Genomic DNA, 15,504 nt, shown 5'->3' with positions numbered 1-15,504 from the left:
CTTTATCTCACTATTGGACGGTGACGCTACGCCCCGAATGCCTCACAAGGTGTCCGAATTGGTAGGGACAGTGGTCAGATGTACCCATGCCGGAGCCGGCCCAGAGGCCTTCTTTTCCCATCAACTTCGGTTACGATCTTGCGCGCACGGAGGATGGCCGCGGTCGGCCATGGCGCGGGGGGCAATCGTGAGCACGTCTGTACGGCACAGCGGGAATATGTACTCCCGGGGCGATTCCATATACCCCCGGCAACCCGCTCCTAACCCGAGAATCAACCACCGCATTCCTACGCCGAGCTACAACACGGTCGTCATCGTTCCGGCGCGGAATGAAGAGGCCGGGATTCTGCTCTCGCTCAAGTCGCTGCACCGGCAGACTCGGCGGCCCGACCTCATCGTCGTGGTGGTCAACAACTCGACGGACAACACCGAGCAGTACGCCGCCGAGTACGCGGGTGATCCGAGGACCCCGCCGACAGTCGTTCTCACGCTGAACAACAATCCCCACAAGAAAGCCGGCGCGCTCAACTACGCCATGGAGTGGCTTCGCGTACGGGTCGGCGGTCGCCTGGACGCCGTCCGGCACGTCCTCGCCATGGACGCCGACACCGAACTGCACCGCAGCTTCATCGAGCGGGCCGTCAACGTGATGGCGTCCGACCAGAAGATCGGTGGGGTCAGTGCCGCCTGCTACGGCCGTACGGGCCTGTGGGGCAACCTCTGGCAGCGATACCTGCTCGGCATGCAGATTCTCGAGTACGGCCGAGCCGCGCACGCGCGGTACCGGACGAACGTCCACACCATGTCCGGCGCCGGCTCCTTCTACCGCGGTACCGCCCTGCAGTCCCTGATCGATGGGCGGGGCCAGGTCTTCTGGGAGGACCACCGCAACCTGGTCGAGGACTACGAGACCACCCTGGCGCTCAAGGAAGCCGGCTGGAAGGTGACCGCGAACGAGTTCTGCATCGCGTACACCGACCTCATGCCGACCCTGCGCGAACTGGTCGTCCAGCGCGAACGCTGGGCTCGCGGCACCGTCGACGCGCTCCGCCTGCGCGGGTGGACCGAGTTCACCCGGCACGCCATCATGGCCCTGGTCTTCAACTTCTTCGGCTTCGCCTGCTTCCTGATCTGGGGATCGGCGTATTGGACCTCGCTCGCCGGGGGTAACTTCCAGCACTGGCCGGCCATTCTGCTCCTGACTGCTTTCTGGGCCGTTTATTCGGCGGTGGCGGTCCGTCAGCTCGGCTGGAAAGCGATGCTCGCCCAAGCATTGTTGATTCCGAGTACGGTGTACACCCTGCTGAACATGTACTGGTCCGTCTCCTCGGTCCTCAAGTCGTACTTCACTTCCGTACCGGCCTGGAAATAGGCGCGGTTCGGTAATGAATTCACTCAAAGGCGCGGGTGCCCTCGGGGTACTCGGCGCGATTGCCGTCGCGGTCAAGTTCGCGGCCGATATCCGTTACTTCGTATTCATCGTGACGGTCATGCTGATGGTGGCCGCGATGGTCACCTACTTCGCGTCGCGCAAGCGTAATCGTCAGGACCTGGAGACCGCCGAACTGTCCGGCATCACCCGGGTGCTCACCTTGGACGGGCTCCTTCCGGACCTCTCCGAAGCGAAGCGGGGGCGCGGGGCACGGCGACGGGGCGGGTCGGCGTTCGTACCGGCGCTGCTCGTGGCCCTTCTCGTCGCCGGAGTCGGTTTCACCGGCTGGAACTTCGTGCGTCCCGAAGTCAAGGACGCGGATCCCGACACCGCGGCCGTGAACGGTCCGCTCGCCGCCCGGCCGTCAGGGAAACCCCAGACGGTCGCCGGGCAGCCGGACGGCACCTTCTTCGACAACTTCCACTACCGCGCCTCCAACGACCCCGCGCTCGCCGCGAACGGGTGGCAGATTCGTACGGAGGGCGGCGGTCCCGGAATCGCCGATTCCTGGACCGATGACACGCTCAGCTTCCCGTCGGACAAGAGCGCCAAGGGTGGCAAGGCTCTCCAGTTGCGGGCCTCGACGGACGGGACCAAAGCGGGCACGCGCCAGACCGAATTGGCCACCACTGGAGGCGGCTTCTTCCGGGGGACAGTCGCGGCCCGCGTGTTCTTCACCAACAAGCCGGTCACCGGCCGCGACGGGGATCACCTCAACCAGACGTTCTGTGCCATCTCGCCCTCGCATGACTCAGCGCGTTACAGCGAGCTCGACTTCGAGTATCAGCCGAACGGTGGCTGGGGCGCCGTCGGGCCGAAGATGGACATGGTCAGCTGGCGCAGTTCGACGCTGGGCGACCGGGCGACCGACGATTACAAGGGAAGCCTCGCCGGCTGGCACACCATGATGATCACCGTCACGGACCAGAAGGTCACCTACTCGGTCGACGGACGTACGGTGTTCGCCAGCTCCGGCCGGAGCGTCCCCCGCGAACCGATGCGGATCATGTTCAACACCTGGTTCATCGACCTTCCCTTCAAGGGCGACCGCAGCTACAACATGCGAGTCAACTGGGTCTACGCGAAGGCGAACAAGGTGATGACGGTGGCCCAGGTGCGCAAAGACGTCGACCAGTTCTACGCCAAGGGCCGCAACCACCTGGACACCTTGAACCCGAGCTGACCACGCGGGGCGACGGCGTCAGGGCCGGTGCAGCTTGTCGACTTCGATGGTGAGCAGGACGCGCTGCTGGTTGTCGCCACCGAAGCCCGGGTAGGGGCGGCCGAGGTATTTCTGCGACAGTTCGTCGATGTTCTCCCGGGCCCGGTCGGTCGTGGCGTCGACGACCCGGCCGCGCAGGGCCCAGTACCGCGCGGGGGCGGCGGGATCGGCGATGCCGAGGGCGATACGGGGGTCCCGCTTGATGTTGCGGGTCTTCTGGTGGGTGTCGACGGTGTTGATCAGCACGTGCACGCCGTCCGTACCGGCCCAGGTCTGCGAGATCTGCGGCGAGCCGTCGGGCATCAGTGTGGTGACGAAGCAGATCGCCTTGGCGTTGAGCACGTCGAGCAGGTCGTCGGGAAGAGCCATGGTGGGGTGAACCTTCATTTCCTGGGGTCTCGGTAGAGACGGTTGGTCACTGTTTCGTCCGGTGGGTCGCCGGGCAGCTCGGCGTGGCGCAGACCGGCCAGCGCGATGGCCAGGGCGCGGCGCCACAGGTGGGGTGCGAAGTCGCGGGAGGCATCCAGCACGCTGCCCACCATCACGTGCACCGCGACGAAGTCGGCCGGGGTCACGCCGGGCGGCAGCTGACCGGCCCGGACAGCGCGGGCGATGAGGTCGGTGACCACCGGGGTCATGCGCTCGTCGGCCCGCCGCACCAGGGTGGTGTCCTGGCCGCGCCGGCGAAGCAGCTCACCCAGCCCTCGGCTCTGCGCCTCGATCTCGAGCTGCCGTTCGAGGAACCAGGTGAGCCCGGCCCAGGCGTCCTCGTGGCGCGCGGCCTGCTCGGCCAGGTCGATCACCGTGTCGATGTGGTCGCTGAACAGGGCGTCCAGCAGATCCTGCCGATTCGGGAAGCGGCGATAGACGGTGCCCATCCCGGTACCGGCGGCGCGGGCGATGTCCTCGTACGGCACCTCCAGGCCGTGAACGGCCATCAGCTCATAGGCCGTACGCAGCAGCAGCTGACGGTTTCGCTCGGCATCGCGCCGCAGGGGAGCGTCCGCATCGTTCACGTCGCCAGCCTAGCTAAGTGGAATTATTTCTCCAAGTTGAATTTATGTTCCACTTGTCACCGGAGCGGCGGCCAGGTGACGCAGATCCCGGCCGTCGCGGGCGGTGAAGACGAGCATGCGCTGGCGGCGGTCGTGGCTGAAGACGACCTCGCAGTCGAAGTCCACCCGGCCGGCTGTCGGGTGCAGCAGTGACGTGGTCTCCTGACGGCAGAGCCGTACCTCATGGTTGTCCCACAGGCGGCGGAACTCGGCGCTCTCGGTCAGCAGAGTCGCGATCATCTGCTCGGCCTCGGCGGGGTCCGGTTCCAGGTCGGCCGCGGCCCGGACGCTGGCGGCGAAGGTCGCGCTCTGGGCGGCGTGGATGTCCGCGGGATAGGTGCTGCGCTCCTCCGGCATCATGAACCACCGGAAGTAGCCGCTTCGGGCCAGGCCCGTGTAGTGAGTCTGGTCGCCGAAGAACTCCCGGCCCAACGGGTTCTGCAGCAGGGTGTGGGCCAGGTTCGAGATGACCATCGCCGGGTTCCCGTCGAGCGCGTTCAGCACCCGGCGCAGCCCGGGGTCGACCCGGCTCAGGTCCGCGGTCTGCTGGGGCGGGTTGTGCCCGATCAGATGGAACAGGTGGTCGCGTTCGTCGATGGTCAGGTCGAGCGCCCGGGAGAGCGCCGACGCGACCTCCGGCGACGGTCGCGGTCCGCGCCGCTGCTCCAACCGGGTGTAGTAGTCGATCGAGATGTAGGCGCGCTCGGCGACCTCTTCCCGTCGTAGGCCGCGGGTTCGGCGGGCCGTGCGCTGTGCGGGGGCCAAGGCGGCCCGGCGCTGTCGCAGAAAGTCTGCCAATTCTTCGCGGTTCACCTGGTGATCTTACGAGGCGACGTCCACCACGAGCCTGCCTACCAGGGACTACCGATCCCTGGTAGGCCCCGCACCCGCATGCCACCGTTCGGTGTCTCGCGAGTGAGGAGAGGTCGAGTTGGTGCTCAGGGTTCACGTGCCGTCCGCGATGGTTCACGGTGAGGTGGAGCAGGGATACGGGCCCGTGGCCGACGCGTTCCGGCGCAACTTCGAACGGGGAAGGGAGATCGGCGCCGCCTGCGCGGTCTATCGCGACGGCCGGAAGGTGGTCGACCTCTGGGGTGGCTATCGCGACGGCCGGACGGGCGAGCCGTGGAATCGCGACACGATGGTGCCGGTCTTCTCGACGAGCAAAGGTGTGTCGTCGATGGCGGTCGCGGTCCTGCACTCGCGCGGCCTGCTGGATTACGACGAGCGGGTGGCCGCCTACTGGCCCGAGTTCGCGGCCGCGGGCAAGGCTGACGTCACCGTACGTCAATTGCTCTCCCACCAGGCCGGACTGCCGGCCCTCGACCAGCCGCTGACGCTGCGTGACTTGTCGGGCTCCGCCGTCCTGGCTGCGGCGCTGGCCGAGCAGCGACCGGCGTGGCGGCCGGGCGAGCGTCACGGCTATCACGGCACGACGCTCGGCTGGTACGAGAGCGAGCTGGTCAGCCGCGTCGACCCGCGAGGCCGCCATCTGGGGAAGTTCTTCGCCGACGAGGTGGCCGCGCCTCTGGGACTCGAGTTTCACATCGGTCTCCCGGACAGCGTCGACCGTCGCCGCGTCGCCCGGATCCACGGCTTCCGGCCCTGGGAGATGATGCTTCACGTCAACGCGATGCCGGCGGCTTTCGCCCTGGCCTTCGCCAACCCGTGGAGCCTGAGCGCCCGCGCGTTCCAGAACCCGCGCGTGCTCGGCGTACCCGACAACATCAACCGTCCCGAAGTGCAGGCGGCGGAGATTCCCGCCGTCAACGGCATCGGCGAGGTGCGCTCGATCGCGCGACTCTACGGCGAGGCCGCGATCGGCGGGGCCGGGCTCGGGATCACCCCCTCAACGCTGGACGAGCTGAAGAATCCGGCCGAGACGCCGGCCCGAGGGCTCGCCGACCAGGTGCTGCGCGTGCCCACCCAGTACTCGCTGGGATATGTGAAGCCGTTCCCCGCCTTCCGCTTCGGATCCGCGTCGGGTACGGCCTTCGGGACGATGGGCCTGGGCGGCTCCTTCGGCTTCGCCGACCCGGACACGGGTGTCGGGTTCGCGTACGCCATGAATCGAACCGGCTTCCACCTGTGGGACGACCCTCGCGAAGTGGCGCTGCGCGAAGCGCTGTTCGCCGATGTCCTCAATTCCTGATCCAGGAGAGAAGAATGCGTAAAGCCATTGCCACCGCCCTGCTCACGATCGGCCTTCTGGCCGGACACACCATCGTGGGTGGTTCGCCCGCCCGGGCGGCGATGTCGGACTGCCCGCCCAAGAACTTCTGCCTATGGGAGCACATCAACTACGGCGGGCGCATCGTGATGATGTCCGCGACTCCCCGGAGCAGTCTCGGCTCGTTCAACGACAAAGCCAGCTCGTGGCAGAACCGCTCGGACCGCAAGGTCTGCGTGTACCAGGACATCAACTTCGACGGCCCGATGATCGGGTTTTACTGGGGCTTCGCACAGCCCGATCTCCGCAGTCCGGAGCGGTTCAACGACATGATCTCGTCGTTCCGCTTCTGCTGATCAACCGCACCGACCGGACGCTGAGAACATGTTGTCGATCAAGGAATTCAGCCAGATGGCTCAGCTTTCCGCGCCGACGCTGCGGTATTACCACGCCGAAGGTCTGCTCGTCCCGGCCCGGGTGGACGAGCGGACCGGGTATCGCTCGTACACCTTCGGTCAGGTCGAGGACGCCATGCTGGTCACCGTTCTCCGGCAGGCCGGCCTGGGTGTCGAGCAGGTCCGGCGGGTGCTCGGCAAGCCCGGCGCCGCGCTCGCTCTGCTGCGCGAGCACAGCGCTCGTGTCCAGCGGCGACGCCCGGAGGAGGACGAGGCGATCCAGACTGCCCGGGATCTGCTGGAAGCACAGCCGCGGCCCCGCCGGCGCCGGGTTCCGGCCATGACTGTGGTGTCGAGGCCGGCCCCCGCGACCCCGGTCGGGCCCGGCCGTCAGGAATGGGACGTGACCGAGGCGATCCTGACGGCGGCGACCGAAAAGCTGATCAAGACAGTTGAGCTGTACGGCGCGACGCCGACGGGTACGCCCTGGCGGATTCTCGCCCCGGGGACCGCGTCCGCCCGGGAGGGGTCCTTCTGGTGGGTACAGATCGAGGTACTCGGCGACCCGGTGACGATGGCCGCCTTGGCGTCGGCCGCCGAGGTGCGTGAGTGCGGCGCCGGCGACGAATTGTCGATCACCATGCCGGGCCGCCACTCGATGGCGAAGTACTGCACAGCAATCAGCCGCCTGCTCGCCCACCCGATCGACGGCTCCTATCTCGACATCGCACAGCTGCGTCACGTGGTCCTCGAGGACAGCGCCGAGTTCAGCGCGCCGATCCGCGGAGCCACCAGCCCACTGTGATCAGCAATGAGTGAAACCTTCGGGCGGCGGCTCCGGGCCCACCGGCACGCGGCCGCGCTGACGATGGAGCAACTGGCGGAGAAATCCGGGGTCAGCGCTCGCGCGATCAGCGACATGGAGCGCGAGCGCAGCGTCGCACCCCAGCGGCGCACCGTCCAAGCACTGGCCGACGCGCTGGCGTTGCCCCAGGCCGAGCAGCCGGCTTTTCTCGCCGCGGCCAGGGCCGGCCGGCCGAGACTTCCGGCGGCCGGGACGGCCGGCTGCTGCGGGTTGCCCCGTCCGGTACCCGACTTCACCGGCCGGGACCGGGAATTGGCTCAGCTGGGCCGGGTCGCGACCGAGGCCCGGCCCGCGCCGTCGGTGGCGCCGGTGGTGACCGTGTCGGGAACAGCCGGGGCCGGCAAGACGACGCTGGCTGTGCAGGCGGCACACCAGCTCGGGACGGCGTTCACCGGTGGCACTCTCTTCGTCGACCTTCGGGGAATGGACGTACGACCGTCCGGCGCGCCGGAAGCACTCGCCCGTCTGCTCAGCGCGCTGGGCATCCGGGACGACGAGATCCCGGCCGACGACACCGACCGGGCCGGCCTGTACCGGGAACTGCTGCACCATCGGCGAGTGCTCGTGGTGCTCGACAATGTGGCCGACGAGTCACAGGTCCGGCCCCTGCTGCCCGGTCCCGGGCCCTCCCTGACCGTCATCACCAGCCGCCGGCTGCTGGCCGGGCTGGAGGGCGTGCACCGGCTCAACCTCAGGCAGCTGCCGGCCGGCGACGCGGCGACCCTGCTGCGGCGCATCATCGGCGACCGCGAGCCCGAGGCCGTGGACGAAGTGACCGAGCTGTGCGGCCGGTTGCCGCTGGCGCTGCGCATCGCGGGTAACCGGCTGATGAGCCGGCCGGAATGGACGGTACGACATCTGGCCGACCGGCTGTCCGACGAACGCCGGCGGCTGGACCAGCTGATCGCCGGGGACCTGCGGATCGCCGCTGCCTTCAACCTCTCGTACACCCAGTTGTCTCCTCAGGCGCGGCGGCTGTTCCGCCGGCTCGCGCCGGCGCCCGGATCGGACTTCGACGCGGGGCTCGCGCGGGCACTGGATCCGGCGAACCCGGAGGGCATCGAGGACGCCCTGGACGAACTCGTGGAGTTGAGCCTTCTTCAAGCCCACGTCGACGGCCGATACCGCTTCCACAACCTGATCCGCTTGTTCGCCCGTGAGCGGCTCGCCGAGGAAGAACCGTAGGCACTGCGACCGCACATGCGGAAGTGGTTCTGCATGCGTTCTCGCGTGTTCCGCCGCGCCCGGACCGGATGAGATCAAGTACGGGCGCGGCACAGCGGCCCGCCCGCTACACGAGAGGCACACATCATGGGGATCTGGAGCGACCGGCTCGCCGAGCTCGGCATCACGCTGCCGCATGTCGCCACACCGGTCGGCGGCTACGCGCCGGCCGTCCGTTCCGGCCGGCACGTCTACACCTCGGGGCAACTGCCCTTCGTCGGCGGGACGCTGCCGGTCACCGGCAAGGTCGGCGACACCGTCGACGTCGCCCAGGCCGCCGACCTGGCCCGTACGGCCGCGCTCAACGCCCTCGCGGCGGTAGACGCGCTGGTCGGCATCGACGCGGTGGTGCGGGTCGTCAAGGTGACCGGTTTCGTCGCCTCGCTGCCGTCCTTCACCGGCCAGGCCCAGGTCCTCGACGGCGCCTCCACCTTCCTGCACGACGTCTTCGGCCCGGCCGGGATCCACGCCCGTTCCGCCGTCGGCCTGACGGTGCTGCCCCTGGACAGCCCGGTCGAGGTGGAACTCCAGGTCGAGATCTCGTCCTGACCGCGTACGGAACGAACCTACTGAAGGGCTCTGTCATGAAACCCACCATCGTCCTCGTCCACGGCGCGTTCGCCGAGTCCGCCAGCTGGAACGAGGTGGCCCGGCGACTGCTCACCGACGGCTATCCGGTGATCGCCGCGCCCAACCCGCTGCGCAGCCTGTCCGGCGACGCGGCCGTCGTCTCGAGCGTTCTGGCCACCGTCGACGGCCCGGTCGTGCTGGTCGGCCATTCGTACGGCGGGGCTGTCATGTCCAGCGCCGCCGTAGGGCACGACCACGTCAAGGCGCTCGTGTTCGTCGCCGCATTCGCACCGGAGGCCGGCGAGAGCATCGGCGAACTGTCCGGCAAGTTCCCGGGCGGAACCCTCGGCGACACCCTCCGGGAGGTGCCGCTCCCGGACGGGACCGTCGACCTGTACATCCGGCAGGACAAGTATCACCAGCAGTTCATCGCCGACGTCCCGGCCGAGCGCGCCGCCCTCGACGCCGTCGCCCAGCGCCCGCTGAACACCACGGCGCTCAACGAGGGATCCGGCGAACCGGCCTGGAAGACGGTGCCGTCCTGGTTCATCTACCCGGAGCGCGACTACAACATCCCGCTCGAGGCCCACCGCTTCATGGCCGAGCGCGCCGGCGCCCGCACACGCGTCGAACTGCCCGGGGCCTCACACGCCATTCCCGCCTCGGAGCCCGCCGCGGTGGCCGCGGTCATCCTGCAGGCCGCCGCCGCGATCGTCTGAATTCCCCTGACCTGACCGAAAGAGGCATCATGCGCGTTCGCATCTCCACAGTGGTGGCCCTCGCCGCCGCCATCGTTCTCACCGGCACGACGTCGGCCGCTGTCGCCGGTACGCACGTCAAGGCCAAACCGACCATCGTGTTGGTCCACGGCGCCTTCGCCGACTCCGCGAGCTGGTCCGGCGTCATCGAACGGCTCCAGCAGCGTGGCTACCCGGTCGTCGCCGCCGCCAATCCGCTGCGGGGCCTCGGCTCCGACGCCGCCTCCGTGCGAACCGTCATCGATTCCGTGTCGGGGCCGATCGTGCTCGCGGGCCATTCGTACGGCGGCGCGGTGATGACCAACGCCGCCGCCGGCGACCCGGACGTCAAGGCGCTCGTCTACATCGCGGCCTTCGCCCCCGACAAGGGCGAAAGCGCCCTCGAGCTGTCCAACAAGTTCCCGGGCAGCACTCTCGGCGACACGCTGGCCTCGGTGCCGCTCGGTGACGGCACCAACGACCTCTCCATCCGGCCGAACCTGTTCCGGCAGCAGTTCGCCGGCGACGTGTCCAAGCGGCAGGCCTCGCTGATGGCCGTCACGCAGCGCCCGATCCGGGACGCCGCGCTCAGTGCGGGTTCCGGGGAACCGGCCTGGAAGAAGATCCCCTCCTGGTTCCTCGTCGCCGGGGCCGACCGCAACATCCCGCCCGCGGCCCAGCGCTGGATGGCTGATCGGGCCGGATCGCGGGCAACGGTCGAGATCCGCAAGGCCTCGCACGCCGTCGGTGTGTCGAATCCAGGCCCGGTCGCGGACCTGATCGTCCGGGCGGCGACGGCACGATGACCTGATCCTCGCGATCAGGGCAACGACGTCAGTTCGAGGAACAGACGTCGTTGCGCCATGCCCAGGCGGCGATCTCGACCCGGTTGCGAGCGGCGAGTTTGCGCTGCACGTTGGCCAGGTGGGTCTTGACCGTGGACAGCGTCACGTACAGCTGTCCGGCGATTTCGTCGTTGGTGTGTCCGTGCGCCACGAGCCGGACCACGGCGAGCTCGCGTTCGGTCAGTGGCTCGGTGGGTGGCGTCTCCGGCGCCTCGGGTTCGGCGCCCCGGCGGGGAGCGAGGTGCGCCAGCAGCCGTACGGTCACGGCCGGCGAGATCAGCGTCGTTCCCGCGGCCGCGGCCCGCACCGCCTCGACCAGCAGGTTCGGCGACGTGTCCTTGAGCAGGAAACCGCAGGCGCCGTTGCGCAGCGCCCGGTACACGTATTCGTCGAGGTCGAACGTGGTGACGATCAGGATATTGAGCGGGTCCCGGACGGCCGGGCCGGCCAGCAGCCGGGTCGCCTCGAGTCCGTCCAGTTTCGGCATCCGGACGTCGAGCAGGCACACGTCGGGGCGCAGCCGGCGGGCCTGCTCGACGGCGGTCTCGCCGTCGGCCGCCTCGGCCACCACCTCCATGTCCGGCTGAGTGCCGAGAATCATGCGGAACGCCGTGCGGATCATGTCCTGGTCGTCGGCCAGGAGAAGCCGAATGGTCATCGTCGTTCCCGTCTCCATCGCCGGCCGTCCGAACGCCGTTCGGTGACCGGCAGAATCGCGGTGACCTGCCAGCCCGCCGCGACCGGCCCGGCCGAGAACTCGCCACCCGCGGCGCGCACCCGCTCGCTGAGGCCGGTCAGGCCGAAGCCGCCGGACGGTAGAGAGGACACGGCGGCTCGGCCGTCGTTGCTGACCGAGACCTCGGCCAGGCCGGGCCGACCGGGGTGAGCGCGGACCCGGATGTCGATCCGGGTGGTGCCGGTGGTGTGGCGCAGCACGTTGGTCAACGCCTCCAGAACGGTGTGGTGAGCCGCGTCGAGGGTGGCGGCGGGTAACGGCCGATGGGCCAGGGCCTCGTCGACGGAGAGGGCCGGCGCGGGAAGTCCGGGCGGCATCGTCTCGGTGACGGTGGTCAGCATCGCGTCCAGCGTGCCCTCGACGGGTGCGGCCGGGGGCGTTTCGTCGCGCAGGACCCCCACGAGCGTACGCATCGAGGTGAGGGCCTGACCGCCGACCTTCTCGATGTCGGCGAGCAAGGCGTCCAGGTCCTTGGGCGAGGGCGCGGCGCCCGCACCGGTGACGAACCTGATGGCCTGTGTCTGGGCGACGATCGCGGTCACGTGATGGGCGACGTAGTCGTGCAGGTCGCGGGCATGATCCATGCGCTCGGACTGCCGGGCCAGCCGGTCGGCGTCGACCCGGCGGCGCTCCAGCAGGCGCAGATAGAGACCCAGCATGGCGACGAACAGAACCCACGCGACCAGTACGACCGCCACCAGGCCGCCGTCCTGCGACAGCGTCCGGACGTTGGCCGGGTGCAGGAAGACCCGTACCGGAAGAAGCCCGATGGCGAGGATCGTCAGCGCGGCCGGCCCCGCCGCCCGGACGATCGGATGCTGCATCACCAGGCGGATCACCGCCACCGAGAGCGCGGCGAACTCCACGAGGCCGAACGTGTGCTCCGGGCGCATCGACGGCACCAGCCCACAGGCCACCGAGACCGTGACGGACACCGCCGCGGCCGCGGCGACCGCCGACGGGCGGGCCTCGGCCAGCAGGACCACGGCCGCCGCGAGTAGCCCGCCGGCGACAATGCCGATTTTGGCGGGCAGCGTGGGACCGTCCAGTCCTTCGACGACGACCAGTCCCGCGACCACGACGGCGAACAGGCCCGCCGCCACCCGCTGCGGCCACCGGCGACCCGGAACGATGATCAACACAGAAGGCCACGGTACGACACCCGTACCCGGGCGGCCTGGTTCTTTCGGCCGAGTCACCGCGGCACCGCTCGGTAACACGGCTGAGGCGCGCCCCCGCCCCGCTCCCGCACGATCGAAGCCGCACCGGACGATGAGCGGAGAGTGATCGTGACGACGACAGTGCAAGCCGTGGGGCTGCGGGTGAGAACGGGCCGGCACGTGGCCGTCGACGGCGTCGACCTGAGCCTGGGCGCCGGCGTCCACGGACTGCTGGGACCGAACGGCGCCGGCAAGACCACCCTGATCAGAGCCCTGGCCACCGTGCTGCGCCCGCACGACGGCCGGCTGCGACTGCTCGGGCAGCCCATGGACGGACGACCCGACCTCCGAAAGGTACGGCGGGCACTCGGCTACCTCCCTCAGGAGTTCGGTTACTACCCGCGGTTCACAGTTGCCGAGTTCGTCGAGTACATGGCCTGGCTCAAAGAGGTGCCCGGCACCGGGCGCCGCCGTGCCGTGCGGCGCGCACTCGAGCGGGTCGGCCTGGCCGACCGGGCCGGCTCGCGGATGAAGTCGCTCTCCGGCGGCATGCTGCGGCGTGCCGGCATCGCGCAGGCCATCGTCAACGAGCCGGAGCTGCTGCTGCTCGACGAGCCGACAGTGGGCCTCGACCCGCGGCAGCGACTCGACTTCCGGGCCCTGCTGCGCGAGCTCGGCGAACGTTCCTGCGTCATCGTCTCCACCCACCTCGTGGAAGACGTGGCCGCGGCGTGCACGAGCGTCGTGCTGGCGGACGCCGGCCGCATAGTGTTCCACGGGACGCCGGACGAGATAGCGTCCGCCGGTGGCGCCGGTGGCGCCGGCGACGCCGGGGACAGTCCCATCGAACGCGGCTACTCGGCCCTCATCGAACGACACCGGGCGGCGCCGGCGGTGATGCTGTGAGCGGCATCATCGGGATCGAACTTCGCCGTTCCAGTGTGCTCCTCGCCGGCGCCGGGACGGCCGTGCTCGGCGCCGCGGGACTGTACGTGCTGGCGTTCACCGGGCAGACCGGCTTGTGGGACCAGCAGTGGAACCTGCTCGCCGCCTTTCAGCGGATCATGCTGGTGGTCCTCTGGCCGCTGGCCCTGGCGGCCGGCGCCTGGCAAGCCGGCCGGGACCGGCGCAGTCGGATCGAGGAACTGCTCGGCAGCACACCGGCTCCCGGATGGCGGCGGCTGCGGCCCTCCGCTCTCGCCGCGGCCCTCGGCCTGACCGTCGGCTACTTGCTCGTTCTGGCCGCCGGGGCGCCCAGGGTCGCGACCGCCGCCGGCTATCCCGGCAGCGGCTGGTGGGCGGTCACCGCCGTCGGCGTGCTGGCCCTGGTCGCGGCGGGCTTCCTCGGCCTCGGTGTCGGCCGGCTGCTGCCGTACGCGTACACCCCGGCCGTACTCGGCGCGGGCAGCCTGGCCTCGCTCCTGGCCGCGATCGAGGCGACCAAAATCGGCGACGCCACGAAGCCCGGACCGGCTCTGCTGCTGCCGTTCTTCACCAGCACGCTCTCCGAGTTCCAGACGGTCGGCGGGTCCGTGAGCGCCGGCCAGGCCTGGTGGCTCGCCGGGCTGGTCGCCGGCGGGCTGGTGCTCTACCTCGCGACGAACCGGCTCGTACGGGTCCTGGCCGTCGTCCCGCCACTGCTCGGGCTGGCGCTGGCGACCCCGCTGCTGACCATCACCGCCGAGAAGGCCTTCCCGATCGACCCGGCCGCGGTGACCGAGGTCTGCACCACCGACGGCGGCCCTCGGGTCTGCGTCACAGCCGCCCACAGCCGGACGCTACCCACAGTCGTCGCGCCGTCTCGGGAAGCGTTGCGCCTGCTCGCCACGCTGCCGAACGCGCCGGCTTCGGTTCACGAGGCGGTTCCCGGCCTGGGCCGACCGCAGCCGGCCTCCGAGGCTTGGGTGGACGCCGGCAACCTCAGCCAGACCGATGATCCCGCCGAGCTGACCGCCCGGATCTTGGCCGGCGCGGGTACCCCGCTCTGCACCGACGATGATGAAAGTGCCTCCCTCGACGTGCTGCGGGCCCGGGCCGTGACGGCCGCCTGGCTCTACGGCCGCCACCCGGCACCCGGTCCGGCGTTCTCCGCGGCCGAACAGAACCTGCGCGACAAGATGTGGGCGACCCTGGTCGCCTTGCCGGCCGCCGAGCAGGAACGCCGGGTCGCCGCGGTACGCACGGCCGGACTGACCTGTGGCGACCAGGCGGCAGCCCTCGGTGCCGGAGCCGGCCGATGACGGCCGTCGGCCTGTTCCTGCGCTCGCGCGAAGTGCCCGCCGGAGCGCTGTGCGCGGTATCGGCGATGATCGCCGTCGCCTGGCTGGGCACCGGCCCGGCCGAGTCACGACACGCCGTGACCGCAGCGGCTCTCGCCCTGGCGCTGGGCATCGCCGTCCTCGGCCACGGCCTGGGCGGGCCGGACAGCACCCTGGACACGACCGCGGCGATCCGCTGGGCGCCCCGCCGCGCGTCGCACCTGGCGGCGATCTTCGTGGCCGCGGCCGCCGTGGTGGCCGTCGTGACGACGGCGCCGACCGGCGTCGTCCTGCGGGACGCGGCCGGCTTCACCGGGCTGGCCGCGCTGGCCGCGGCTCTGTTCGGTCGCCGGCTGGCCTGGACCCTGCCGGTCGTGACCGGCTGCGTGTCCGGCGGCATCCCGGCCGTACCGGAGCCGTTCGCGCTGCACCTACTCACCTGGGCGGGTCAGCCGGCGGACAGCCCGGCGGCGTTCACCACCGCCGTCACCCTCGCGGTCGCCGGAGCCGCTGGGTATGTGATTCGCGGCCCCCGCCGAAGCGGCACGACGAGCTGACGGGGCGGCGCGCCCGAGGCGCAGATCGCGGCTACGGGCGGTGGTCTCGCAGGGCGAGAGTGGCGTGGACCTGGGCGAGTTGCGTGGTGGCGGTCAGCATGGCCAGGTCGGCGCCGGGGACGTACGGCTCGTCGGAATGGTCGTCTTCGTTGATGTTCGTCTGGTAGTCGACCAGGCAGATCTGGTAGAGGCGTTCGGCCTCGGCGGTGAGTTCGGCGGCGCGGGCGGCGTGTTCGTCGGCGGTCATCCGATCATGGTGTCATCCCGGGCGGGTCGGT

At 69.9% G+C, this 15,504-nt stretch carries 18 protein-coding genes; 12 read left to right on the top strand and 6 right to left on the bottom strand.

Annotated elements, in window-relative coordinates; translation table 11 throughout:
- Positions 1 to 187: 187 nt before the first annotated feature.
- The gene (locus ACGFJ7_RS37090; RefSeq protein WP_360247630.1) at positions 188 to 1,372 is read left to right on the top strand and encodes a glycosyltransferase family 2 protein; all 1,185 of its coding nucleotides are present in this window, start codon (positions 188 to 190) and stop codon (positions 1,370 to 1,372) included.
- A 13-nt stretch (positions 1,373 to 1,385) separates the two neighbouring features.
- A complete protein-coding gene (locus tag ACGFJ7_RS37085) occupies positions 1,386 to 2,615 on the top strand; it encodes a glycoside hydrolase family 16 protein (RefSeq protein WP_360247632.1) in 1,230 nt (409 codons plus the stop codon).
- 18 nt (positions 2,616 to 2,633) lie between these two features.
- Here ACGFJ7_RS37085 and ACGFJ7_RS37080 read toward each other — a convergent pair whose 3' ends face one another.
- The 3 genes from ACGFJ7_RS37080 to ACGFJ7_RS37070 are packed head-to-tail and all read right to left on the bottom strand — an operon-like array spanning position 2,634 to position 4,522.
- Positions 2,634 to 3,023: a PPOX class F420-dependent oxidoreductase gene (locus ACGFJ7_RS37080; protein WP_360247634.1), complete on the bottom strand. Its 390-nt coding sequence runs from the start codon at positions 3,021 to 3,023 to the stop codon at positions 2,634 to 2,636.
- Positions 3,024 to 3,037: 14 nt separating this feature from the next.
- Positions 3,038 to 3,670 (bottom strand): TetR/AcrR family transcriptional regulator, encoded by a 633-nt coding sequence (locus tag ACGFJ7_RS37075; RefSeq protein WP_360247636.1) that lies wholly within the window; start codon positions 3,668 to 3,670, stop codon positions 3,038 to 3,040.
- A 42-nt stretch (positions 3,671 to 3,712) separates the two neighbouring features.
- Positions 3,713 to 4,522, bottom strand: coding sequence for a helix-turn-helix transcriptional regulator (locus ACGFJ7_RS37070; protein WP_392646617.1), 810 nt, complete (start codon positions 4,520 to 4,522; stop codon positions 3,713 to 3,715).
- A gap of 121 nt (positions 4,523 to 4,643) precedes the next feature.
- Here ACGFJ7_RS37070 and ACGFJ7_RS37065 point away from each other — a divergent pair, with 121 nt between their 5' ends.
- The 7 genes from ACGFJ7_RS37065 (at position 4,644) to ACGFJ7_RS37035 (ending at position 10,476) form a co-directional block, all read left to right on the top strand.
- Positions 4,644 to 5,861, top strand: coding sequence for a serine hydrolase domain-containing protein (locus ACGFJ7_RS37065; protein ID WP_360247640.1), 1,218 nt, complete (start codon positions 4,644 to 4,646; stop codon positions 5,859 to 5,861).
- 14 nt (positions 5,862 to 5,875) lie between these two features.
- Positions 5,876 to 6,235 (top strand): peptidase inhibitor family I36 protein, encoded by a 360-nt coding sequence (locus ACGFJ7_RS37060; RefSeq protein WP_360247642.1) that lies wholly within the window; start codon positions 5,876 to 5,878, stop codon positions 6,233 to 6,235.
- A gap of 28 nt (positions 6,236 to 6,263) precedes the next feature.
- On the top strand, positions 6,264 to 7,079 hold the full coding sequence (locus tag ACGFJ7_RS37055; protein ID WP_392646614.1) for a MerR family transcriptional regulator: 816 nt from the start codon (positions 6,264 to 6,266) through the stop codon (positions 7,077 to 7,079).
- Between the two features lie 6 nt (positions 7,080 to 7,085).
- On the top strand, positions 7,086 to 8,324 hold the full coding sequence (locus ACGFJ7_RS37050; RefSeq protein ID WP_392646613.1) for a helix-turn-helix domain-containing protein: 1,239 nt from the start codon (positions 7,086 to 7,088) through the stop codon (positions 8,322 to 8,324).
- 126 nt (positions 8,325 to 8,450) lie between these two features.
- On the top strand, positions 8,451 to 8,912 hold the full coding sequence (locus ACGFJ7_RS37045) for a RidA family protein (RefSeq protein ID WP_360247648.1): 462 nt from the start codon (positions 8,451 to 8,453) through the stop codon (positions 8,910 to 8,912).
- A gap of 35 nt (positions 8,913 to 8,947) precedes the next feature.
- The gene (locus tag ACGFJ7_RS37040) at positions 8,948 to 9,652 is read left to right on the top strand and encodes an alpha/beta fold hydrolase (RefSeq protein WP_392646611.1); all 705 of its coding nucleotides are present in this window, start codon (positions 8,948 to 8,950) and stop codon (positions 9,650 to 9,652) included.
- A 29-nt stretch (positions 9,653 to 9,681) separates the two neighbouring features.
- Positions 9,682 to 10,476, top strand: coding sequence for an alpha/beta fold hydrolase (locus ACGFJ7_RS37035; protein WP_392646609.1), 795 nt, complete (start codon positions 9,682 to 9,684; stop codon positions 10,474 to 10,476).
- 28 nt (positions 10,477 to 10,504) lie between these two features.
- Here the strand turns inward: ACGFJ7_RS37035 and ACGFJ7_RS37030 are convergent, their stop codons facing one another.
- Both ACGFJ7_RS37030 and ACGFJ7_RS37025 read right to left on the bottom strand, forming a co-directional pair.
- The gene (locus tag ACGFJ7_RS37030) at positions 10,505 to 11,173 is read right to left on the bottom strand and encodes a response regulator (protein ID WP_392646607.1); all 669 of its coding nucleotides are present in this window, start codon (positions 11,171 to 11,173) and stop codon (positions 10,505 to 10,507) included.
- Entirely contained in the window at positions 11,170 to 12,393 is a 1,224-nt protein-coding gene (locus ACGFJ7_RS37025) for a histidine kinase (protein WP_360247656.1), read from the bottom strand. Before ACGFJ7_RS37025 ends, ACGFJ7_RS37030 begins: the two co-directional genes overlap by 4 nt.
- A 147-nt stretch (positions 12,394 to 12,540) precedes the next feature.
- Here ACGFJ7_RS37025 and ACGFJ7_RS37020 point away from each other — a divergent pair, with 147 nt between their 5' ends.
- From ACGFJ7_RS37020 to ACGFJ7_RS37010, 3 genes are read left to right on the top strand one after another with little or no spacing between them, the layout of a single operon-like run.
- Entirely contained in the window at positions 12,541 to 13,317 is a 777-nt protein-coding gene (locus tag ACGFJ7_RS37020) for an ABC transporter ATP-binding protein (protein WP_392646604.1), read from the top strand.
- Positions 13,314 to 14,651, top strand: a complete 1,338-nt coding sequence (locus ACGFJ7_RS37015) for a hypothetical protein (protein ID WP_392646602.1) — start codon at positions 13,314 to 13,316, stop codon at positions 14,649 to 14,651. The genes ACGFJ7_RS37020 and ACGFJ7_RS37015 overlap by 4 nt, the downstream gene beginning before the upstream one ends.
- The gene (locus tag ACGFJ7_RS37010) at positions 14,648 to 15,226 is read left to right on the top strand and encodes a hypothetical protein (RefSeq protein ID WP_392646600.1); all 579 of its coding nucleotides are present in this window, start codon (positions 14,648 to 14,650) and stop codon (positions 15,224 to 15,226) included. Before ACGFJ7_RS37015 ends, ACGFJ7_RS37010 begins: the two co-directional genes overlap by 4 nt.
- A 31-nt stretch (positions 15,227 to 15,257) precedes the next feature.
- On the opposite strand, the gene ACGFJ7_RS37005 is transcribed toward ACGFJ7_RS37010, so the two are convergent.
- Complete coding sequence (locus ACGFJ7_RS37005) at positions 15,258 to 15,473, bottom strand: hypothetical protein (RefSeq protein ID WP_360247664.1); 216 nt, start codon at positions 15,471 to 15,473, stop codon at positions 15,258 to 15,260.
- Positions 15,474 to 15,504 lie beyond the last annotated feature (31 nt).

It is taken from the genome of Actinoplanes sp. NPDC048988 (genome assembly GCF_043197815.1).
Classification (GTDB): domain Bacteria; phylum Actinomycetota; class Actinomycetes; order Mycobacteriales; family Micromonosporaceae; genus Actinoplanes.
The sequence above is the reverse complement of the archived record's forward strand: the minus strand, read 5'-3'. Positions and strand labels throughout refer to the sequence as shown.